The sequence below is a fragment of the Dyella silvae genome (assembly GCF_026421305.1).
GTDB lineage: Bacteria > Pseudomonadota > Gammaproteobacteria > Xanthomonadales > Rhodanobacteraceae > Dyella > Dyella silvae.
Map to the genome: position 1 here is coordinate 59,553 of NZ_JAPJBQ010000011.1, position 20,975 is coordinate 80,527.

15 protein-coding genes are annotated in these 20,975 nt (G+C 63.6%); 7 read left to right on the forward strand and 8 right to left on the reverse strand.

Going from position 1 to position 20,975, the window contains the following annotated elements:
* Positions 1 to 416 precede the first annotated feature (416 nt).
* Positions 417 to 1,856, reverse strand: coding sequence for an FAD-dependent oxidoreductase (locus OQE56_RS18930; RefSeq protein WP_267226476.1), 1,440 nt, complete (start codon positions 1,854 to 1,856; stop codon positions 417 to 419).
* Positions 1,853 to 6,298: a glutamate synthase large subunit gene (gltB, locus tag OQE56_RS18935; RefSeq protein ID WP_267226477.1), complete on the reverse strand. Its 4,446-nt coding sequence runs from the start codon at positions 6,296 to 6,298 to the stop codon at positions 1,853 to 1,855. Before gltB ends, OQE56_RS18930 begins: the two co-directional genes overlap by 4 nt.
* A 383-nt stretch (positions 6,299 to 6,681) precedes the next feature.
* Here gltB and OQE56_RS18940 point away from each other — a divergent pair, with 383 nt between their 5' ends.
* Together OQE56_RS18940 and OQE56_RS18945 are read left to right on the forward strand one after the other, a co-directional pair.
* On the forward strand, positions 6,682 to 7,881 hold the full coding sequence (locus OQE56_RS18940) for a murein hydrolase activator EnvC family protein (protein WP_267226479.1): 1,200 nt from the start codon (positions 6,682 to 6,684) through the stop codon (positions 7,879 to 7,881).
* A 142-nt stretch (positions 7,882 to 8,023) separates the two neighbouring features.
* Entirely contained in the window at positions 8,024 to 9,394 is a 1,371-nt protein-coding gene (locus OQE56_RS18945) for a S41 family peptidase (RefSeq protein ID WP_267226481.1), read from the forward strand.
* 55 nt (positions 9,395 to 9,449) lie between these two features.
* On the opposite strand, the gene OQE56_RS18950 is transcribed toward OQE56_RS18945, so the two are convergent.
* From OQE56_RS18950 to OQE56_RS18970, 5 genes are all read right to left on the reverse strand, one after another.
* A complete protein-coding gene (locus OQE56_RS18950; RefSeq protein WP_267226483.1) occupies positions 9,450 to 9,929 on the reverse strand; it encodes a cupin domain-containing protein in 480 nt (159 codons plus the stop codon).
* A complete protein-coding gene (tatC, locus tag OQE56_RS18955; protein WP_267226484.1) occupies positions 9,926 to 10,690 on the reverse strand; it encodes a twin-arginine translocase subunit TatC in 765 nt (254 codons plus the stop codon). The genes OQE56_RS18950 and tatC overlap by 4 nt, the downstream gene beginning before the upstream one ends.
* Positions 10,677 to 11,042, reverse strand: coding sequence for a Sec-independent protein translocase protein TatB (gene tatB / locus OQE56_RS18960; RefSeq protein ID WP_267226485.1), 366 nt, complete (start codon positions 11,040 to 11,042; stop codon positions 10,677 to 10,679). The genes tatC and tatB overlap by 14 nt, the downstream gene beginning before the upstream one ends.
* 20 nt (positions 11,043 to 11,062) lie before the next feature.
* Positions 11,063 to 11,299, reverse strand: coding sequence for a Sec-independent protein translocase subunit TatA (gene tatA / locus OQE56_RS18965; RefSeq protein ID WP_267226487.1), 237 nt, complete (start codon positions 11,297 to 11,299; stop codon positions 11,063 to 11,065).
* A 69-nt stretch (positions 11,300 to 11,368) separates the two neighbouring features.
* Positions 11,369 to 12,058 (reverse strand): lipid-binding SYLF domain-containing protein, encoded by a 690-nt coding sequence (locus tag OQE56_RS18970; RefSeq protein WP_267226489.1) that lies wholly within the window; start codon positions 12,056 to 12,058, stop codon positions 11,369 to 11,371.
* 109 nt (positions 12,059 to 12,167) lie between these two features.
* On the opposite strand from OQE56_RS18970, the gene hemH reads away from it, so the two are divergent.
* The 5 genes from hemH to OQE56_RS18995 all read left to right on the forward strand — a co-directional run bounded on the left by hemH (position 12,168) and on the right by OQE56_RS18995 (position 18,908).
* Positions 12,168 to 13,217: a ferrochelatase gene (hemH, locus tag OQE56_RS18975; RefSeq protein ID WP_267226491.1), complete on the forward strand. Its 1,050-nt coding sequence runs from the start codon at positions 12,168 to 12,170 to the stop codon at positions 13,215 to 13,217.
* On the forward strand, positions 13,214 to 14,074 hold the full coding sequence (locus OQE56_RS18980) for an alpha/beta fold hydrolase (RefSeq protein ID WP_267226493.1): 861 nt from the start codon (positions 13,214 to 13,216) through the stop codon (positions 14,072 to 14,074). The genes hemH and OQE56_RS18980 overlap by 4 nt, the downstream gene beginning before the upstream one ends.
* A gap of 44 nt (positions 14,075 to 14,118) precedes the next feature.
* Positions 14,119 to 14,919, forward strand: a complete 801-nt coding sequence (locus tag OQE56_RS18985; RefSeq protein ID WP_267226495.1) for a helix-turn-helix transcriptional regulator — start codon at positions 14,119 to 14,121, stop codon at positions 14,917 to 14,919.
* Positions 14,920 to 14,992: 73 nt separating this feature from the next.
* Complete coding sequence (locus OQE56_RS18990) at positions 14,993 to 16,867, forward strand: aspartyl protease family protein (protein ID WP_267226497.1); 1,875 nt, start codon at positions 14,993 to 14,995, stop codon at positions 16,865 to 16,867.
* A gap of 166 nt (positions 16,868 to 17,033) precedes the next feature.
* A complete protein-coding gene (locus tag OQE56_RS18995; RefSeq protein WP_267226499.1) occupies positions 17,034 to 18,908 on the forward strand; it encodes an aspartyl protease family protein in 1,875 nt (624 codons plus the stop codon).
* A 63-nt stretch (positions 18,909 to 18,971) separates the two neighbouring features.
* Here the strand turns inward: OQE56_RS18995 and OQE56_RS19000 are convergent, their stop codons facing one another.
* Entirely contained in the window at positions 18,972 to 20,672 is a 1,701-nt protein-coding gene (locus OQE56_RS19000) for a dipeptidyl-peptidase 3 family protein (protein ID WP_267226501.1), read from the reverse strand.
* Between the last annotated feature and the right edge of the window lie 303 nt (positions 20,673 to 20,975).

Here is a 20,975-nt window from a genome sequence, read left to right on the forward strand (position 1 = left end):
CCTCGCAAAATACCCAAAGCGCCAGCAAAGAGAATGCGAAGCGACGTTCGGCTTTAAGCCCTCTACGCGATGGCGCGTTGCGAAGCGCTCTGAAGTATCCGCTGTGTGGCGGCGGAGGTTGCCAAGCAACAACGCGCCTCGCGCGTTCGGGCTTATCCCTGCGCAATGCTGCCAGCTCTTAAGGCCATTTTCTTTGGGTACTTTTCTTTTGGGCCAGCAAAAGAAAAGTGACTCGGCCTCCGGCAGGAGGTCGAAACGCCCGCTGCGTAAGCGGCCAGATCGCGGCATCGCGGCAACCGGAGGCCAGGAGCAAAGTCACTGGATCCCTGCCTTCGCAGGGATGACGGTGAGGGAGAACCATGCTAATCGTGAGCCCCCTCCCCCTCGCTCGCCGCAGGGGAGAGGGAGTACAGCCATTACGCATGCGCGAACGCAGGCAACTCCACTTCCTTCAGCAACTGCACGATGGACGCCGCGGCCTCACGCCCGTCGTAAACGGCACGCACCACCAGGTCCGCACCGCGCACGTTGTCGCCACCCGCAAAGATTTGTGGATGACTGGTCTGATGTGGCAACGCACCTTCTGCGCCGGTGATCACGCGCCCCGTCCGGTCCAGCGCGACCCCATGAGAAGACAGCCACTCCGGCGGGCTCGGCAGAAAGCCGAACGACTGGATCACCACATCGGCATCAATCACGTATTCCGAGCCCGGCACATTCTGCGGCCGCAAGCGGCCGGAACCGTCATCGACAAGCGCGGTTTCAACCACGCGCACGCCGCGCACGTTGCCACGCGCACCGCCCAGAATCTCCAACGGCTGGCGCTGGAACAAGAAGGTGACACCCTCTTCGCGGCTGTAGTTCACCTCACGAGCCGAGCCCGGCATGTTCGCTTCGTCGCGACGATAAACACAGGTAACGCTGGCCGCGCCAAGGCGAACCGCCGTGCGGTTGCAGTCCATACCGGTATCGCCACCGCCCAGCACCACCACATGTTTGCCGCGCAGATCGAAGGACGGCGGCGGCGCCTCATCGCGCAACAGCCGTTCGGTGTTGGCAATCAGGAAGGGCAGCGCATCGTGGACGCCACGCAGATCGCGCCCGGGCAGCGCGGCATCGACGTACGTGTAGGCGCCGGTGCCGACGAATACCGCGTCGTACTCTTCCAGCAACTGACCGAACTCGATGTCGCGACCCACATCGCGATTCAGCAGGAAACGCACGCCCATGCCTTCGAGCAGCTCGCGGCGCGTGCGCACGACGCTCTTGTCCAGTTTGAACGGGGGAATGCCGAAGGTCAGCAGTCCGCCGATGTCGCTCTGGCGATCGTAGACATCCGCCGCAACGCCGGCGCGGCGCAGGCGATCGGCGCACGCAAGGCCCGCCGGACCCGCGCCGATGATGGCAACGCGCTTGCCCGTCTCCTTGACCGCGGATAGATCCGGCCGCCAGCCCTGACGCAATGCTTCATCGGTCACCCAGCGTTCGATGCTGCCAATGGTTACCGCACCGAAGGCGGTCTGCTCCAGCGTGCAGGCGCCCTCGCACAGGCGATCTTGCGGGCAGACGCGGCCGCAGATCTCCGGCAGGGGATTGGTCTCGTGCATCAACGTGGCCGCTTCCATCAAGCGGTCTTCCTGCACCAGCTTCAGCCAGTTCGGAATGTAGTTGTGCACGGGACATGCGTGCTCGCAGTAGGGATTGCCGCAATCGATGCAACGCTCGGCCTGCGTGGCAGCCTGCGGCGCGGCAAAGTCGCCGGAAATCTCGCCGTAGCCGAGCACGCGAATCGATACGGGTACCGTGCGGGGAGTCTTTCGCTGCACGTTGATAAACTGGAAGTTCTTGTCGCTCATGCAGCGCTCCTCAGCTCTTCCGCCAGCGCCGCCAGGCTTGCCGCCTTGGGCTTCACCAACCAGAACTTGTATTGCAGACCACGGAAGTCGCGAAGAATGCGGCGGCCCCAGTCACTGCCGGTGAGTTGGACATGCCGCTCCACCAGACTGCGCAGATGCTGCATGTAGTGCTCCATGCCTTCGGGTGAGATGCGAAGAATGTCCACCAGCTCGTGGTTGTAGCAGTCGACGAACGTGCGCTCGATATCGAGCACATAAGCGAAGCCACCGGTCATGCCTGCGCCGAAGTTGAGGCCCACCTTGCCCAGCACGGCAACGACGCCGCCGGTCATGTACTCGCAACAGTGATCACCCGCGCCTTCGACCACAGCCAGCGCACCGGAATTGCGCACCGCGAAGCGCTCGCCCGCACGCCCTGCCGCATACAGCTCGCCATCGGTGGCGCCATACAGACAGGTGTTGCCGATGATGGCCGCATCCTGGGTGGCAAACGGCGAATCCGCCGGGGGACGCACCACGATGCGGCCACCGGCCATGCCCTTGCCAACACCGTCGTTGGCCTCACCGGTGAGATCGATATGCACGCCGCCTGCATTCCAGGCGCCCAGGCTCTGTCCCGCTGCACCGGTGAGTTTGAGCAGGAGTGGGTGTTCATCCATGCCGTGATCGCCATGGCGGCGCGCCACTTCGCCCGAGAGTCGCGCGCCGATGGCGCGATCCGTGTTGGCGATATCGAACGCAAACTCGCCGCCACGCTTGCTCACCACCGCCTCTCGTGTGGCCGCATCGATACGCGCGGCAAGTTCGGCTTCGTCACGCATCGGGTTGCGCGGCAGCGTGCAGGCGAAGTCGACATTGGTTCCCAGCGCACCGTCGCCTAGCAGCGGCGTGAGATCGAGCCTGTGCTGCACCGGCGTGGTGCCGTCCACCTGTTCCAGCAGATCCGCGCGACCGATGAGCTCGCTCAGGTTGCGCGCGCCGAGCTGCGCGAGATGGCCACGTACGTCTTCCGCCAGGAAGCGGAAGTAGTTCATGACCATTTCCGGCAGGCCAATGAAATATTCCTTGCGCAGCACCGCGTGCTGCGTGGCGACACCGGTGGCGCAATTGTTGAGATGGCAGATGCGCAGGTACTTGCAACCCAGCGCCACCATCGGCCCGGTACCGAAGCCAAAGCTCTCGGCCCCGAGCAGCGCGGCCTTGATGACATCGAGACCCGTCTTCAGGCCACCGTCGGTCTGCAGGCGCACGCGGCCGCGCAGATCATTGCGGCGCAACGTCTGCTGCGTTTCCGCCAGCCCAAGCTCCCAGGGCGTGCCCGCGTATTTGATGGACGTGAGCGGGCTCGCGCCGGTGCCGCCGTCATGACCACTCACGGTAATGAGATCCGCACCCGCCTTCACCACGCCCGCCGCGACCGTACCCACGCCGGCATGGCTCACCAGCTTCACCGACACCAACGCCTCGGGATTGACCTCCTTCAGGTCATGGATCAGCTCGGCCAGGTCTTCGATGGAGTAGATGTCGTGATGCGGTGGCGGTGAGATCAGGCCAATGCCAGGCTTGGCGTAGCGCAGACGTGCAATGGTGGCATCCACCTTGTGACCGGGCAGCTGGCCACCTTCACCGGGCTTGGCGCCTTGGGCGATCTTGATCTGCAGCACTTCGGCATTCACCAGATAAGCCGGCGTTACGCCAAAACGGCCGGATGCCACCTGCTTGATCTTCGACGTTTTCTCGGTGCCATAGCGCGCGGGATCCTCGCCACCCTCGCCCGAGTTGCTGCGTGCGCCAAGACGGTTCATCGCAATGGCCAGCGCTTCATGCGCCTCGGGCGACAGCGCACCCAGCGACATGCCCGCCGAGTCGAAGCGGCGCAGAATGCTTTCGGCCGACTCCACTTCCTCAAGCGGAACGGGTGCGCCCAGCGGCCGTGGCGACAGCAGGTCGCGCAGAGCGGAGGGCGGACGGTGATCCACAAAGTTCGCGTAGGCGCGATAGTCCGCCTGACTGCCCGTGCGCACCGCCTTCTGCAGGCTGCCGATCACGTCCGGGTTGTACATGTGGTACTCGCCGCCGTACACGAACTTGTAGATGCCGCCAGCACGCAGCGGCGAGGCATCGGTCCATGCTTCGGCTGCGAGGATGCGCTGATCGTGTTCCAGTTCGGCAAACCCCGCGCCGCCAATACGCGACGGTGTTCCAGGGAAGCAAAGCGCCACCACCTCAGGCGCGAGCCCGACGATCTCGAACAACTGCGCGCCGCGATAACCCGCCACGGTGGAGATGCCCATCTTCGACAGGATCTTCAGCAGACCTTTGCGGATACCGCGCCGGTAACTTCGGCCGACTTCAAAACGGTCGCTGGCGATATGCCCTTCGCGGCCGAGCTCAAACAGGCTCTGGTACGCCAGCCACGGATAGATTGCGGTGGCCCCAAAGCCCAGCAAACACGCGAACTGATGAGGATCACGCGGCGTCGCGGTCTCAACCATGATGTTGCACTGGCAACGCAGCGCCTTGTCGATCAGATGCGCGTGCACCGCGCCTACGGCAAGCAGGGAGTGAATCGGCAATAGATCTTGTTGCGGATAGCGGTCGCTGAGGAACACCAGCGAACACCCGCCTCGCACGGCCTGCTCCACCTCGTGGCATAGACGACGCAACGCCGCTTCCAGCCCTTCTTCTGGTGCGTACATCAGATCGAAGCGCGGTGTATCGACGAACTGCGGCAGCGCCAGCAGCTGGCGTAGCTTGCGCTGCGAGAGCACCGGCGAGTTGATCAGGATCTGTTTGGCATTTTCCGGCGTGAGATCGAACACATTGGCTTCTGGGCCAATCTGCGTCACCAGCGACATCACCAACTTTTCGCGCAGCGGATCGATCGGCGGGTTAGTGACCTGGGCGAAGCCCTGCCGGAACCGGTCGAACAACGGCCGCACCTGGCGCGACATCGCCGCCACCGGCGTGTCGTCACCCATCGAGCCGGTGGCCTCCTGCTCCAGTTCCACCATCGCCTTGAGCACGGTTTCGCGCTCTTCGCGAGAGAGACCGTACAGCTTCTGATAGCGGCGCAACTCATCCGCCGGCAGCGGCTCAGCCGCCAGCGACGGGTCGATCAGATCCGATTCCAGATAGCTCACGCCGGCACGAAGCCAGTCGCGGAACGGCGCGCGCTTGCGGTTGATGTCGTCGATATCGGCGTCGCGCAGCAAGCGATGCTGCTGCAGATCCACCGCAATCATTTCGCCGGGTGCAAGCCGTCCCTTGGCGACTACCTGAGACGACGGTACATCCCACAGGCCCGCCTCGGAGGCGACGATGAGATGGTTATCCGCCGACAACGCCCAGCGGGCGGGACGCAGACCGTTGCGATCCAGCGTGCAGGCCGCGTAGCGGCCATCGCACATCACCAGACCTGCCGGGCCATCCCACGGCTCGCTGTGCAGGGCGTAATACTCGTAGAACGCCGCGAGGTCTTCGTCGATGCCTTCACGCGCAGCGAATGCCGGCGGCACCAGCACGCGCATGGCGGCAATCAGATCAAGCCCACCCGCGATCAGCACCTCCAGCGCGTTGTCGAGGCTTTCCGAATCCGATCCGGTCTGGCGCACCAGCGGACCGATGTCGGACAGATCGACCAGCGGCGAGTGCAGAATGGATTCGCGCGATTGCATCCAGCGCCGATTGGCACGGATCGTATTGATCTCGCCGTTGTGCGCGAGCAGACGGAACGGCTGTGCCAGGCGCCATTGCGGCAACGTGTTGGTGGAATAACGCTGATGGAATACCACCGCATCGACGGCGAGGGCAGGATGCCTGAGATCTGCAAACACGTCGCGCAATCGGCCGGGGGCAGCCATCGCCTTGTAACCGATAACCTGAGCCGACAACGTGACCACGTAGAAATGCGCGTCATCAGCCAATGCCGTTTCCGCGCGACGACGCGCGCGGAACAAGGCGCGTTCGAACACACCGTCATCCATCGAAGCATCGGGCTCGACAAAGACCTGACGCACACGCGGCTTGGCGGCCGCCGCGAGCGGACCGCAGGCATCCACATTCACTGCCACGTCGCGCCAACCGGCTATGCGCAGGCCTTCTTCGCGCAGGCGCTGCTCGAACGTCAGCACTGCGTCGTCATTGCCGTTCGGATCGAGGAACACTACGCCTGCAGCGAAGCGCTGACCCAGCGCAATGCCAGACTCGGTAGCGAGCGCTTTCAGCCAGCTCAGCGGACGATGGAACAGCACGCCGCAGCCATCGCCACTCACGCCATCGGCATTGACGCCGCCGCGATGGGAAAGTTTGGCCAGCGCCGTGAAAGCCGTGTCCACCACCCATGCGCTGGCACGCCCGTCGATCTGCGCGACCAGGCCGAAGCCACAGCTGTCGTGCTCAAAGGCAACGTCGTAAAGCGTCGCTGAAACTGCTTGCGCCATCTTGCCTCCCCGGCCGATGGATAAAGACACGCGGTCCCAACGGTGCCGAAGGCTCCGCTGCCACATGTCCGAGTGTGGCCTCGACTAAAACACAATTGGTGCGTCGCGTCAAAGACATCTTTACGGCTAAATGAAAGTTTCAATTGGAAGTTTTTTTGTCCACAGGACAAAACGCACACGCGACGAGCGCAACGCATCGACGACATCGACGAGACCACTTCCATGCATGTGCATCGACACGTACTACTGCGCGTGGTGGATCTGACGACCTGATGGGGCATACCAGTGTCGATTTCGGCGGCCGTGACCGAATCCGCGACACGGTTCAGCGGACGGCGGGGACCGGCTCGCACGCCATCATCGTGCTCTGTGATAATCGGCCGATGCCAATACCCATCCGTTGTGCCCGCCCCCTTGCCTGCGCCATCACTGGCGCGCTTGCCCTCTCGATCGCCGCCCTGCCCGCCCGGGCAGCGCAGGACAACAAGACCAAGTCCGAGCAGGCCGAAGCCCAGAAGAAGCTCTCGGATGTGCGCAGCAAGATGGACGCGCTGGCCAAGGAGCAGGCCGAGACGGCGGCCAAACGCGACAGCGCCACGGCTGAGCTGGCCAAGCAGGCCAATGCCGTGGCCTCTGCTGCCAAGGCTGTTCGCGACACCGATGCGCAACTGACCGCCAAGCAGAAAGACCTGGATCAGCTGCAAGTCCAGCGCGCCGAGCTACAGAAGAATCTCGAAGGCCAGCGCGCAGCCATCGCCGACCTGCTGCGTGCCACCTACGCGCTGGGGCGTGGCTCGGACCTGCGCCTGCTGATGGGCGACGACGACGTGGCCCGCATCGCCCAGGCTCTGGCCTACTCCAAATATTTCCAGGAAGACCGGGTCCAGCGCGTGCAGAAGCTGATGGGCGACCTGGCCCGCCTGCAGGATCTGGAAAGCCAGATCACTGCCCAGCAACAGGCGCTGCAAGCCAGTCGCGCCGAACGCGAGACCCAGGCCAAGTCACTTGAACAACAACGCGCCTCCCAGGCCAGGCTGGTGGCGGATACCGACGCCCAGTACAAGGACCAGGCGAGCCGGCTCGCCGCCCTGAAGCAGAATGAGGCTTCGCTCAATTCGCTGGTCGCCACCCTGCAGAAAGCGATTGACGATGCGGCCCGCGAGGCCGCGCGCGCTGCCAAGGCCAACGAGGGCAAGGCGGCCCCGCCAGCCGGCAAAGGTCTGGCCAATATCCGCGGCAACCTGCCTTGGCCAGCGCCCGGCCCCGTCAATACCTACGGCAACGGCGTGCTGATCAAGGCGCCCGGAGGCAGCGAGGTCAAAGCGGTGGCTCCGGGGCGCGTGGTCTACGCTGCCTTTCTGCGTGGCTACGGCATGCTGGTCATCGTCAGTCACGGCAGCGGCTGGATGACCATGTACGGCAACAACGAGACGATCCTGCATGGCGTGGGCGACCAGGTTACCGCCGGCGAGGCCGTCGGCACGGCAAGTGCCCCCACCGGGGTGAACACCGGTGTCTACTTCGAGCTGCGACAGAACAACCAGCCCGTGGATCCGCGCACATGGCTGGGTAAAAAAGGATGATCCGACATTGACGCCGCGTGCGCAGCGTCGCACGCTAACCTTCTTGTAGCGCGTTGAATTTTAGCGATATCCGGCGGTCCAAAAGAGCTACGTTGCCCGCCGCCGGCCGCAACCCCACAAGCTTGACCGGAGTCCCCATACCATGCGGTTTTCCACCTTGAGCCTGGCCGTCCTGCTGTTGGCGGCGCCGCTGGCGCAGGCCCAGACCGCCCCAGCGCAGAGCAGCGGCGCCAAGCGCCCGGCCGCATCCGCCAGCGCGCCCGCAGCGGCGTCCTCGGTGCCCGACCAGGTGGATCTGGACGACATCCGCAATTTCAGCCGCGTCTACGAAATCGTACGTCAGGCCTATGTGGAGCCAGTGACCAACAAGACGCTGATGAAGGCCGCCATCAGCGGCATGCTCAGCGGGCTGGACCCGCACAGCGAGTACCTCGACAAAGATGGGCTGACGGAACTCAACGAGGACACCACCGGCCAGTACGGCGGCCTCGGCATTGAAGTGCTGCAGGTAGACGGCACGCTGCGCATCATCGCCCCCATCGATGACACGCCAGCGGCCCGCGGCGGCATCAAGGCCGGCGACACCATCGTCAAGGTCAACGGCAAGCCGGTGGATTCGGAGAACATCGATGAGATGTTCAAAGAACTGCGCGGCGACCCCGGCACCAAGATCACGCTCACGGTGCTGCACGAGAAGAGCGACAAGACGGTCGATATTCCGCTGGTACGTGAGCGCATCTCCGTTACCTCGGTGAAAGTGCGCGAACTCGAACCCGGCTACGCCTATGTACGCGTCAGCCAGTTCCAGGACGACACTGCGCCCGATCTGGAAAAGAAACTGGGCGAACTGATTCGCAAGAATGGCCCGCAGAAGGGCGCGATTCTCGATCTGCGTTCCAACCCGGGCGGCCTGCTCACCGCGGCAGTCGGCGTCAGCGACGATTTCCTCAACGCAGGCACCATCGTTACCACGCGCGGCCGCCTGCAGGACTCCAACCTGAGTTTCGAAGCGCATCCAGGTGACCTGCTCAACGGCGCGCCGATGGTCGTGCTGGTCGATAACGGCACCGCTTCCGCGGCTGAAATCGTATCCGGCGCACTCAAGGACAACCGCCGTGCGCTGATCATGGGGCGCCGCACCTTTGGCAAAGGCGTGGTGCAGACAGTCCTGCCGCTCGACGCCGAGCATGCGGTGAAGATCACTACCGCGCGCTATTACACGCCCAACGGCACGTCGATCCAGGCCGAAGGCATCAAACCCGATATCGCCCTGGCCGACCTCGCGGTGAACAAGGCCGACAGCCCGGCGGCACTGATCAGCTCCGAAGCCGACCTGCCCAACCACCTCGCCAACGAGGATGGCACCAAGGGTGGCAAGGACATCGACAACGACGGCAGTGCGGAGAATGCCAAGCTGGCCACGCAGGACTATGCGCTGTCGCAGGCGCTGAATGTGCTGAAGGGCATGGCGCTCAATCGGGTGGCACCGGCGGCACCCGCGACGAAGCACTGAGTTCGGTTTTGCGACCTCTTTATTCCCGCTCCCCGAAGGGGAGCGGGAGCATGGGCTAGAAGCCGATCTCCGGCACAAGCCCCGCCAGATGGCTCGCCAGCGGATCGCTTTCCGCCAGCAGCTCAAACCCGTCGTACTCGAAAGCCGGCGCCACTAAACACGTCATCAACGCATAGCGACCCAACGGACGCGCGGCCTGCCACGCACCAGCCGGCACGACCACCATCGGCTTGACGTCCACACCCGGCATCCCGAGACAGCAACGCTCGAGGCTGTTGCACTTGGGGTTGTAGATCAAAAGCTCCAACGGCTCGCCTTCGACAAAATGCCAGGCTTCCTCGGCGTCCACGCGATGCCAGCTGCTGAATTGACCAGCCTCCAGCAGATAGTGGATAGCGCTCATGGCGTGACGCGGGTCAGCGCCATCGCCCTTGCCCTTGGGCGGATGGAATCGGCGGTAATGCCCACCTTCAACATGCGGCTGCAGTTGCAGCGAAGCCTTCAGTTCCTCAACGCGGGCCGCTGCGTCGCTCATGCCGACGGCGCTTCGGTGGGCTTGATCAGCCAGCGTACCGCCAGCAGGCCCAACTCATAGAGCAGACACATGGGAATCGCCAGCATGATCATCGAGGTGATATCTGGCGGCGTGATAAAGGCTGCAATGGTGAACGCGCCTACGACGGCGTAGCGGCGACTGTTGCGCAGCTGCTCCAGATTGACCACACCGATCGCCGCGAGAATCACCACCGCCACCGGCACTTCGAAACACAGGCCGAAAGCGAAGAACATCAGCATCACGAAGTCGAGATAGTGCGTAATGTCCGTCATCATTTCCACGCCCTGCGGCGTCACCGCCGTAAGGAAGCGGAAGGCGGCAGGCAGCACCAGAAAATAAGCGAAGGCACAGCCCATGTAGAACAGCACCAGCGCAGCGACCAGCAGCGGGCGTGCCAGACGCTTTTCATTGCGGTACAAGCCGGGGCTTACGAAGGCCCACAGCTGATAGACAATCACCGGCATGCTGATGAACAGCGCCGCATAGAACGCCAGTTTCAGCGGTGTGACGAACGGGCTCGCCACTTCAGTGGCAATCAGGTGCGCGCCTTCGGGCAGACGCGATACCAGCGGCGCCGCCAGTTCGGTGTAGAGCCGGTTGGCAAACGGAATAAGTGCTGCCAGCACCACCACCACGGCGATGATGGCGCGCATCAGACGCGTACGAAGCTCGATCAGGTGCGAGAACAGACCCTGTTCCAGGCTATCGGACTCGGGACCGTCCAGCTCAGGCGCCGCCATGCGGTGCTTCCTTGACCGACTCGGTGTCGGCAGTTGTGGCGTTCACCACCGCCTCGGCAGCAGGTGCGGGCGCAGGGGCCGGCTCACCGCCGGTGGGACGCATCTTGCGCAAGGTTTCGTCCAGTTCGGCCTGGGCCGCCTGGGCGCGATCCGCCGCTTCGCGCGCCTGCCGACGGATCTCCTCGACCTGCAGTTCGCGCTCCACTTCGGCGCGCACGCTGTCCCAACCCAAACGCACGCGACGCATCAGCGCGCCTGCGGTGCGCGCCGCGTGCGGTAGTTTTTCCGGGCCGAGCACAATCAGCGCGACGAGCGCTAGCAGTACCAGCTTGCCGAAGCTGATCTCGATCATCGCCTGCCAACCCGTCCGAGTTACTTCTGCTCGGTAGTGTCGTGCTGGTTGTGGTTCTGACTGGTGCTGGCCGGCGGGTCGGCACGCAGGCGTTCGCCCGAGTCGTCATTCGGCTTGGAGGCGTCTTCGCCACCGTCCAGGCCCTTCTTGAAGTCGCGCACGGCGCCGCCGAGGTCGGAACCGATATTGCGCAGCTTCTTGGTGCCAAAGATCAGCACGACGACGACCAGCAGAATGAGTAGATGGGTAATGCTCATGTATCAGGCCTCAGGGATGTCCAAGCGGCGGAACGTCGCTGTCGCGCTATCGCGCCGCCGCTCCACACATCAGCGCTGAGTGTACTCCTCCAGGCGGTCCCTGAAATCGACTACCTGGCCCGGGACATTGCTTACCCCGCCTTCGAAGATGCGGCGTGGCGTCACGCCCTGACCATAAATGGCGGCGTTGGCGTCGTAATCGATGCGCAGGGCCGATCCATCCAGCGCCACGCCGGCGAAAAGGCCACGCGAGCGGGAGTAGGAGTAAATCTCAGCCTTGAAGTCGCTGTCGGTGGAGGCGGTAGCGGTGCGGCCCACCGGGCCAGCGGCAGCCGCCGCGTCGGCGCCCAGCGTAAATTTGCCGTTGACGATGCTGTCCACGCCACGCTGGGTGCGGAAGACCAGGATTACGTCAGTGGAAGAGGCGCCAGCCTGAAAACCCACGCTGCCGCCGGTCATGGTGATGAAGCTCGGGTTGGACCAGGTGCCATCCGCGCCCTTGACCGAGATCAGGCCTTCGCCACGTCGGCCACCAAAAATGAAGCCCACCTTGAGCAGGTCCGGGATCACTGCGATGGCCTTGGCCTCCTTAAGCAGGTCGGTCGGGATCGACTTGTCGGGCGCCTCCATGATTTCCTTCAGCACACGCACCGAGTTCTGGGCGCGCACCAGCGGCGGGTCTTCGGCATGGGCTGTCATGGCCGGCAGCAGCAGGACCAGGGTGGCGAGCAACAGATGGCGCAATGATGCTTTGAACATGGACAACTCCTGAGCTGACTATTGGATGGGCCGCCTGCGGCGAAGGTTCCAGGGGCCCACGCGATGGCTTGTGGCAGACTCTGCAACGGTTTTCACCGTCGCAGCCACCATGCCACGCAGCCACGACTATACCGGCCTTGCCGGTGCTTCCCATGACCCGCCTGTTCAGGCTGCAGTGCTATTGGTGAACCTCGGCACACCCGAGGCGCCGACAGCGAGCGCGGTTCGCCCGTACCTTGCCGAGTTCCTCGGCGATCACCGCGTCATCGATTACCCACGCTGGTTGTGGTGGCTGATTCTGCACGGGGTCATTTTGCGCGTGCGCCCTTCGCGCTCGGCGCATGCGTATCAGCGCATCTGGACAGCACAGGGCTCCCCACTGCGAGTCGGCAGCGAGGCATTGGCGGCACGCCTGCAGGAGGCGCTGACCCAACAGAGTGCCGCTCCCGTCCGCGTGGCCCTGGCCATGCGTTATGGCCAGCCTTCGGTGCAGCAACAGGTCGAGCAGTTGCAGCGCGAGGGTGTACGGCGCCTGCTGGTGCTGCCGCTGTATCCCCAGTATTCCGCTACGTCGACCGGTTCGGTGATCGATGCGGTGGCGGACACCATGAAGTCGCTGCGCTGGCCACCGGAGCTGCGCATCGTCAACGACTATCACGACGACGCGGCGCACATCGAGGCGCTGGCCCGCAGCATCGAGCAGTGGTGGGCCAGTCACGGGCGCGGCGAGAAGCTGCTGCTGTCGTTTCATGGCATCCCCGAACGTTACGTGCGCGCGGGCGACCCCTATCTCGATCAATGCCAGGTCACAGCGCATGCGCTACGCCAGCGCCTGCAGCTCGACGAATCACAGCTGCTGGTGAGCTTCCAGTCACGCGTGGGCCGCGAGCAGTGGCTGCAGCCGTATACCGACGCTACCGTGCGCGAGCTGGCTGCCAGCGGCATCAAGAAGCTGGACGTCGCCTGTCCCGGCTTTGCAGTGGATTGTCTGGAGACACTGGAGGAAATCGCCATGCAGAACCACGAGTTCTTCCGCGAGGCCGGTGGCGAAGCGCTGCGCTACATTCCCGCGCTCAACGATTCCCCCGGACAAATCGAAAGCCTCACTACCCTCGTATTGCGGCATGCCGGCGGCTGGCCCGAGTTTGCGCGCCCGTGAGTGCCACCCTACCGCCAGTCGAACACGACATTGCGCTACCGCACATGCGGTTGCGCGCCCAGCTCTGGGGCCACGCCGATGCGCCACCGCTGTTGGCATTGCACGGCTGGCTGGATAATGCGGGCAGCTTCGCCAGATTGGCGCCACTGCTGGCCGACCGCTGGCGATTCATCGCACTGGAGCTGCCTGGGCACGGTCATTCCGAGCACCTGCCGGCGGGCATGCACTACCACTTTGTCGATTATGTGCGCAGCGTGCTCGCCGCCGCCGATACGCTCGGCCTGCAACGCTATGGCTTGCTCGGTCACTCGCTTGGTGCGGGCATCGCCTCGCTGGTGGCGGCAGCGCAGCCGGAGCGCATCGACAGGCTTCTGCTGATCGAAGGTCTTGGCCCCATCGGCGATGACGGGCATCTCACGCTGCGCCGCTTTCGCGATGCCATGGCTGCCCATGCGACGGGACGCTCGTTGCGGGCCTTCCCGTCCATCGAGAAAGCCATCAGTGCGCGCACCATGGCCAGCGGGCTGCCGGGTGATCAGGCCCGCCCCATTGTCGAGCGCGGCCTGCGTGAAACCACAGACGGATGGCACTGGCGCAGCGACCCGCGACTCAATCGGCCTTCGCCACTGCGCATCGCCGAGTCACAGATCCACGCGCTGTTGCAGGGCATCGAGGCACCTGCCGCCTTGCTGCTCTCGCAGCCAGACACGCCTTATCTCCCGGGCACGCAGATGCAGGCGCGCGCCAACTGCGTAAGCGATATGGCGGTAACGCACATGGACGGTGGACACCATTTGCACCTGGAACATCCCGCTGCAGTCGCTGCCTGGGCGATCGAGCATCTGCAGCGGGCCTGACCGACGGCACATGCCACCGGGCGTGGGCGGCCTAGACTGGCGGCATGCTGCATCTTCAGCGTGCCAATTACGGATCACCTGAACACGTACGCCGATTCGGCGGCGTGCAGGTATCCACCACGCCGTACACCGGCGGCGATGCCCTGCCCTGGCACGAGCACGATGAGGCTTATCTGTGTCTGGTCGCGGCCGGTGGATACATCCAGCAATCGGCGGACCAGGACATCGCCTGTGAGCTGGGTCTGCTGCTGACGCATCCGCAAGGCCACCGACACACCAATCGCTTCGGTCCGAACGGCGCGCGCTGCATCAGCATCTTCTTCGCTGACGAACCCAGTGGCGCCGTCAGGCGTTTGCTCGGGGACTATCGCCAGCTACGCCTGCCCGGCGCCGACCGCCTGCTCGCCCGCATCGAGAGCGAGCTGAGAGCCACCGACGATGCGGCGTCTCTCGCGCTGCAGTCGGCGGTGCTGGAGTTGACCGCGATTGCCTGCCGCGCGAGCGACGCCAACCGGCGACCGGCATGGCTGCAGCGCGTGCTGCAACGCCTGCACGACGATCCGTCTGCGACGCTTTCACTGCTCGAACTGGCGGCGCTGGCGGGTGTCCATCCGTCGCATCTGGCACGCAGTTTCCAGCAGGCGCAAGGTGTATCCGTGGGCGAATACCAGCGCCAATTGCGCATCGAACTGGCACGCAAAGCCCTGGGTGACCGGCAACGATCCATCGCCGAGGTGGCAGCCGCCGCCGGGTTCAGCGACCAGAGTCATTTCGCACGCGTGTTCCGACGCGTGACGGGGCAGACGCCCCGTGACTATCGGCAGCAATTGCAAAGCGCATCCTGATTTGTCACGGACGTGCTAGATCACGTCGCCCTTGCTCGACAACCATCACGCCATTCCCCACATGGAACTCGTGATGCTTCGACGCTCTCTCTTCTTTGCAAGTCTGCTACTGACCGGCCTGGCCTCCCCCGCCATGGCCACGAACGCCAACGATGCGGACGCGTTGCTCCACGAACTGCGGCAGGCCTACGGCACTTACTGGAAGGACGCCAGCGCCTGGCACGCCGAGGGAACGCTCACCAGTGAAGGGCTTACCAACGATTGGCAGGCCACCGTGAATCTCCGCAATGGGTTCTACATCACCATGGCGAAAAACGAGATATTTGCAACGGCAGAGGGGGTCGACGCCCAGGACCATTGGCGCCAGGACATGTCCGGCCTGTCGCATCCGCTGGACTCCGATGAGGCGAAAATCACCGCGGCCAACGAAAACTGGCTCCGGGGTTTTGGCTTTCTGCGACCGACGATTCCCACGCATTATCGGGTGCTGCCGGATGCGAAAGACGGGCAGCGCCAGTATCAGCGGCTGGAGGCAACGCCAGCGGGTGGCCGTCCCATAACGCTGTGGATTGATCCCAGGACGCATCGTCTGGATCGCGCGATCTGGCAGAACTCGTTCCTTACCGTGACGCTGCGCTACTCCGACTATCGCCCCGTCGATGGCGTTCAGTTGCCTTTCCACATGCATGAATCCCAAGACACCGTCATTGGCACGAATGTCATTGAGAGCGACACCCTTGTGACGAGCTACGACATCCTGGGCAAGGATGCCGTCGTGGACACCATGCGCCCCGCCAACACCGTGCGCGATGTCACCATGGCACGCAACGCGCTGTTTGCCACGACGCCATTGCGCGTGGAGGGCGGCGTTGTCCTGGTCGATGTCAGCATCAATGGACATCCGCCGGCACCCTTCATCCTGGATACTGGCGGTCACGCCATCCTCACCGCTGATGCGGCGAAAAGGCTGGGGTTACAGACACGCGGCCAGGGCGTCATCGCTGGCTCGGGTCCCGGGACCATGAGCTCTTCGTACACCATGGTGGGTGATACGGCGCTGGGCGACGCGCACGTACGCGACCTTCCCTTCAGCGTGATGCCCTTCCCTTATGGCTTCTATGAGCGCGGCGAAGGCAACGAGCCGATAGCGGGCATTCTTGGTCTGGAAATCTTCTTGCGATTCGCGGTGACCTTCGACTATGACCGTGGCGAACTGCAGCTACAGCCCTTCGACCACGGACGGGCACCTCCCGCAGTGAAAGGTGATGCGCTGACGTTTCGCTTCACCGACGACATGCCCTTGATCGTGGCGCAGCAGGACGGCCACGAAGGCATGTTTGGCATCGACACCGGCAACTCAGGCTATGTGATGACCTTCCCTCAATGGGCCGAACGCAACGGCATCACGGCGCATTATGCCAACGGCGCACCCATTCCCACGGGCGCCGTGGGCGGGTTGTTCACGGCGCACCTGGCACACGCGCGCGACTTCGTACTGGGCAGGCAGCCGCTGGACAACGTCGTCGTCATGCTGACTCGCCCTGACGCCGGCGGCGCCGGCAATCCCACCGAAGCAGGCAATCTTGGGCAGGACGTGCTTTCACGCTTCAATCTGCATTTCGACTATCGACGCCAGCAGATGGTCCTGATGCCACGCGCGAATGCCCCTGCCACGAATTACGCGATGGCAGGTATCCGCGTGCTCAAAAAGAAAGAGCAGCCCGATCGCTTCCAGGTCATCGATGTCATGCCCGGCAGCCCCGCTGCGCAGGCGGGCCTCAAGCAAGGCGACGCCATCGTCGCGGCCAACGGCAAGCCGGCATTGACCATGGGCTCCTACGATCTGCGCGACATCAGCACTCGCCAACCGGAAGGGACGCCATTGACGCTGAAGTTGGCCGATGGACGCCTGCTGGAGATGAAGATGCGGGATCTGGCGCCGAAATAGCTTGCACCAGCCATGCCGAAGCACACGCTCCCCGGCGCATGTCCGGTGAAACCCCAGCGTGACTACTGGCACAGGCAGCAACTGGCGTGCTGATATGCCACGCGCGTCCTAGACCTGACGCGCGCGCCGATGGAGCATGACCACACCCGAACCAAGGAGTGCCCCCATGCTTCATCGTGCCAGCCCCCTGCTTGGTCTCTTGCTCGCCAGCGCCCTGAGTCAGGCATTGGCCGCTTCCGCCAATGACAGCACCGCGTTACTGCAAAGCATGCGCCAGGCCTATGGCGGCGCGCACTGGAACGATGTGGCCGGCCTGCAGATGGATGGCAAGGAGGATGGCGATGGACTCAGCGGTCCGTGGCAGTCCGCCGTGGACCTGCGCACCGGCCAATACGTCTCGCGCATGCGCAACGATGTCTTTGGGTCTGCCCAGGGCGTCGACGCCAACGGTCAATGGCGCGAAGACATCACCGGCATGGTCCATCCGCTCGACTCGGACGAGGCGCGCGCCGTCGGCACCACCGAAAGCTGGCTGCGCCGTTTCGGTTATCTCGATCCGCACGCATCGGTGAGCTATCGCCGCCTGCCCGATGCGCAAGAACACGGGAAAACCTATCAGCGCATCGAGGCCACGCCGGCGGGCGGTCGTGCGGTCACGTTGTGGATTACGCCGACGACGCATCTGCTGGACCGGGCGGTCTACGCCAGCTCGTTCCTGATCGCGACTGCACGCTACGGCGACTACCGCGAAGTGAGTGGCTTGCACCTGCCATTCCGCATCTCCAGCTCGAGTGCCAACCTCGCAGGCAACAGCGATGGCGAAAGCACCGATACCGTCGGACAGTACCATCTGCTCACCAGCGCTCCGACGACTGCGCTGCAGCGTCCCGAAGGCAAGGTACGTGATGTGACCATGGCCAACGGGGCCCGCGATGCCATCACCCCGATGCAATTGGAGGGCGGCATCCTGCTGGTCGACGTAAGCATCAACGGCAAGCCGGCGATGCCGTTCATCCTCGATACGGGCGGCCACGCCATCCTCACCAGCGATGCCGCCAAGCAACTGGGCTTCCAGACCCAGGGACAAGGCGTGAGTGGCGGCTCAGGCTCCGGCACGATGAGCACGTCCTATACCAAGGTGCACGACACAGGGCTAGGCAACGCGCACGTACGCGACCTCACCTTTACCGTGCTGCCCTATCCGTTCGGCTTCTACGAGCGAGGCGATGGCATGCCGATCGCCGGCATCCTTGGCCTGGAGATGTTCGAACGCTTTGCCATCACGTTCGACTATGACCATCACCAGTTGAAGCTGACGCCGTATGACACCGGCGAGCAACCGCCCGTGGCAAAGGGCGATGCGGTGACGCTGCGCTTCACCGACGACATGCCACTCGTGCAGGCAACCCAGGATGGTCACCGCGGCATGTACGGCATCGACACCGGCAACGCCGGCTATGTGCTCACCTTCCCACAATGGGCCGAACGCAACGGCATAGCAAAGCACTATGAATCCGGCCTTCCGATTCCCACCGGCGGGGTGGGTGGCCTGTTCACCGCGCACATCGCTCATGCAAAGTCATTCGAGCTGGGCACGCAATCCCTGGACAATGTCGTGGCCATGCTGACCCGAGCCGATGCTGGCGCCACCGGCAATCCCAGCGAGGCGGGCAATATTGGTCAGGACATCCTGTCGCGTTTCAATGTTCACTTTGACTACCGTCGTCAGCAGATGGTGCTGATGCCGCGCGCCAACGTGCCCGACTCGCACTACGCCATGGCTGGATTCCGCGCAGAGAAGACCCTGGGCCATCCGGACCGCTTCGACGTGGGCAACGTGATGCCCGGCAGTCCTGCGCAGCAGGCAGGCCTCAAGCAGGGAGACGCCATCGTGGCGGCCAACGGAAAGGCCGCCAGTGCATTGAGCTTCGGCCAGTTGCGAGACATGAGCAGCCATTTGCCCGAAGGCACGCCGCTGACGTTGAAGCTGACAGACGGGCGAGAAGTGACGATGACGATGCGGGATCTGGCGCCAAGGTAATCCCATCGCCGCCAGTCCCAATGGGAGCACACCAGGTGTGCTCCCACGTCACGAGCCGCTGGATCAGGGCTTCTGCAAACCCAGCACATCCAGCCCTTGCTCAAAGGTGATATCTACCGGGATTTTCGCCTGATCGAGACGCTTGAGATCGCCAGCGAGCGTGGCATCCACATTGCCCATGGTGTCGGTCAGTTTCTTCGCCGCGTCGTAGTCGCCATCACCCTGGATGGTGAGCAGTTTGGCTGACAAGGCGTTCATGGCCGCCGTCATCTTGTCGAAATCCACGCGATAGCGGCCGCTGGCGGCATCACGCGTGAACGCGCCCTGCTGCTGGAAGAAGTTGAAGCGCACCATGTTGGCCTTGGCGTGCGCGTCGCTGGCACCGAAGCGCACCGAACGCAGGATGCCGGCGAGGAAGGTGACGTAGTTGTCCATCAGCTTCGCCTTGTCCAGCTCACCCTTCTCGGCGAGCTTGGTGACCATGTACAGGCCCAGGATGTCGGCCTTGCCTTCTTCGAAGCTCGATGCCTGATCCTTCAGTGCCGTGCGGACCATGCCCTTATCGGTCAGCGTGTTCTTGATGCCGAGACCGTGTGCGACTTCGTGGAACATGGTGTTCTCGAAGAAGGCATCGAAAGTGAGGTGCGACTGCTGATCGCTGGCGATCAGCTCCTTGGCGATGGGCAGCATGATCTTGTCGAACTTCGCCTGCATCACGTTTTCCAACTGCAGGCGGCGCGTGCCCTTCTTCAGCTGCACTTCTTCGTCGTTCGGCAGATTGATGGCGATCGTCTTGGCGCCGACGTTGGCATCGCCAGCGTAGTACACGGCAAAGTAGGCGTTGAGATCGGCATCGGAGCCGGGCTTCTCAGCCTTGTATTTGTCGTCTACCGGCAACTCGCGCTGCAGCTCCGGAAGGTATTTGGCAAAGCGCGCAAGCTTGGCGCTCCATGCCTGATCCTTCACCAGCACGTAGCTTTCGTAACTGGCCTTGTAGCCGTAAAGCTGGTCTTCGTAGGTTTCAATCGGGCCGATCACGATGTCGACCGGATTGTTCTTCATCGACATCCACGCGAAATCGCTGGGACGGTAATCGTCGCTCAGCAGCGCGTCGGCACGCTGTTTGAGATAGCCGGCGAATTCCTTATCGGCGGAAAGCGCAGCGGCTTTGCGCAGCAGATCCGCCGCGCGCTCAAGATCGGCCTTGTACGCGTCACGATAAGGCACCGTGACGAGCTTGCCCTGCGCGTCGCGGCGCAGCAGCGTATAGAGACCAGTCTTGTCCTTGAGATCCGCCTTGTCGAACTCATCCTTGGTCATATCGGCCGGATAGAACTGCGCGCCCACCGGACGCGGACCGACGCCGGCAACGAACGGCTGATCGTTGTCGAGGCGATCCCACGGGCCGTAGTTGATCTCGGCGAAACGTCGCGTAGTGTCGTCGGGAATGCGCGCCATCAGCGCCGCCTTGTCGCCCCAGGATTGCTGCCAGTAGATGTCATTGGTGACACCGGCGGCTTCAACCAGCAGCGCGATCATCTGCTTCTGCTTGTCGTCGAACGTGGAGAGGTCCGCGGTGAGCTTGACGGGTGCGTAGTTGGCCATGCGTTGCGCGGCGTTCTCGGCGTCGGTCGATGGGGGCGCGACGGCAGGTGCTGAGGTAGCCGGCGTCGGTGTTGGCGTCTGCGCTGCGGGAGTGTTGTCGTGGGAGCTGCAGCCGGCCAGGGCGGCGAGGAGACTCAGGGCTAGGAGGTGGCGGCGCATGGCGGTTCCCGATTGATGGAAAGCCTCATGGTAGCGCTACCCGATACTCCCTCTCCCCTTCGGGGAGAGGGTTGGGGTGAGGGGTGGGTGCTCGCGATGACGCTCGTTCCCCTCACCGTCATCCCCGCGAATGCGGGGATCCAGTGACGTTGCTCTTATGGGTGTTACCGCACCCTGGCTCGCCTGCGGCGGGCTTCCGACCTCCTGCCGGAGGCCGGGTCACTTTTCTTTGCTTGCCCAAAGAAAAGTAACCAAAAGAAAAGGCACCCCGCTTGGCGCTTGCCGGGCCTTATGGCCCGGCAA

Excerpts from the sequence above, each read along its gene's own strand:
- OQE56_RS18930 (WP_267226476.1), bottom strand. The coding sequence starts at position 1,856 with ATGAGCGACAAGAACTTCCAGTTTATCAACGTGCAGCGAAAGACTCCC.
- gltB (WP_267226477.1), bottom strand. The coding sequence starts at position 6,298 with ATGGCGCAAGCAGTTTCAGCGACGCTTTACGACGTTGCCTTTGAGCAC.
- OQE56_RS18940 (WP_267226479.1), top strand. The coding sequence starts at position 6,682 with ATGCCAATACCCATCCGTTGTGCCCGCCCCCTTGCCTGCGCCATCACT.
- OQE56_RS18945 (WP_267226481.1), top strand. The coding sequence starts at position 8,024 with ATGCGGTTTTCCACCTTGAGCCTGGCCGTCCTGCTGTTGGCGGCGCCG.
- OQE56_RS18950 (WP_267226483.1), bottom strand. The coding sequence starts at position 9,929 with ATGAGCGACGCAGCGGCCCGCGTTGAGGAACTGAAGGCTTCGCTGCAA.
- tatC (WP_267226484.1), bottom strand. The coding sequence starts at position 10,690 with ATGGCGGCGCCTGAGCTGGACGGTCCCGAGTCCGATAGCCTGGAACAG.
- tatB (WP_267226485.1), bottom strand. The coding sequence starts at position 11,042 with ATGATCGAGATCAGCTTCGGCAAGCTGGTACTGCTAGCGCTCGTCGCG.
- tatA (WP_267226487.1), bottom strand. The coding sequence starts at position 11,299 with ATGAGCATTACCCATCTACTCATTCTGCTGGTCGTCGTCGTGCTGATC.
- OQE56_RS18970 (WP_267226489.1), bottom strand. The coding sequence starts at position 12,058 with ATGTTCAAAGCATCATTGCGCCATCTGTTGCTCGCCACCCTGGTCCTG.
- hemH (WP_267226491.1), top strand. The coding sequence starts at position 12,168 with ATGCCACGCAGCCACGACTATACCGGCCTTGCCGGTGCTTCCCATGAC.
- OQE56_RS18985 (WP_267226495.1), top strand. The coding sequence starts at position 14,119 with ATGCTGCATCTTCAGCGTGCCAATTACGGATCACCTGAACACGTACGC.
- OQE56_RS18990 (WP_267226497.1), top strand. The coding sequence starts at position 14,993 with ATGCTTCGACGCTCTCTCTTCTTTGCAAGTCTGCTACTGACCGGCCTG.
- OQE56_RS18995 (WP_267226499.1), top strand. The coding sequence starts at position 17,034 with ATGCTTCATCGTGCCAGCCCCCTGCTTGGTCTCTTGCTCGCCAGCGCC.
- OQE56_RS19000 (WP_267226501.1), bottom strand. The coding sequence starts at position 20,672 with ATGCGCCGCCACCTCCTAGCCCTGAGTCTCCTCGCCGCCCTGGCCGGC.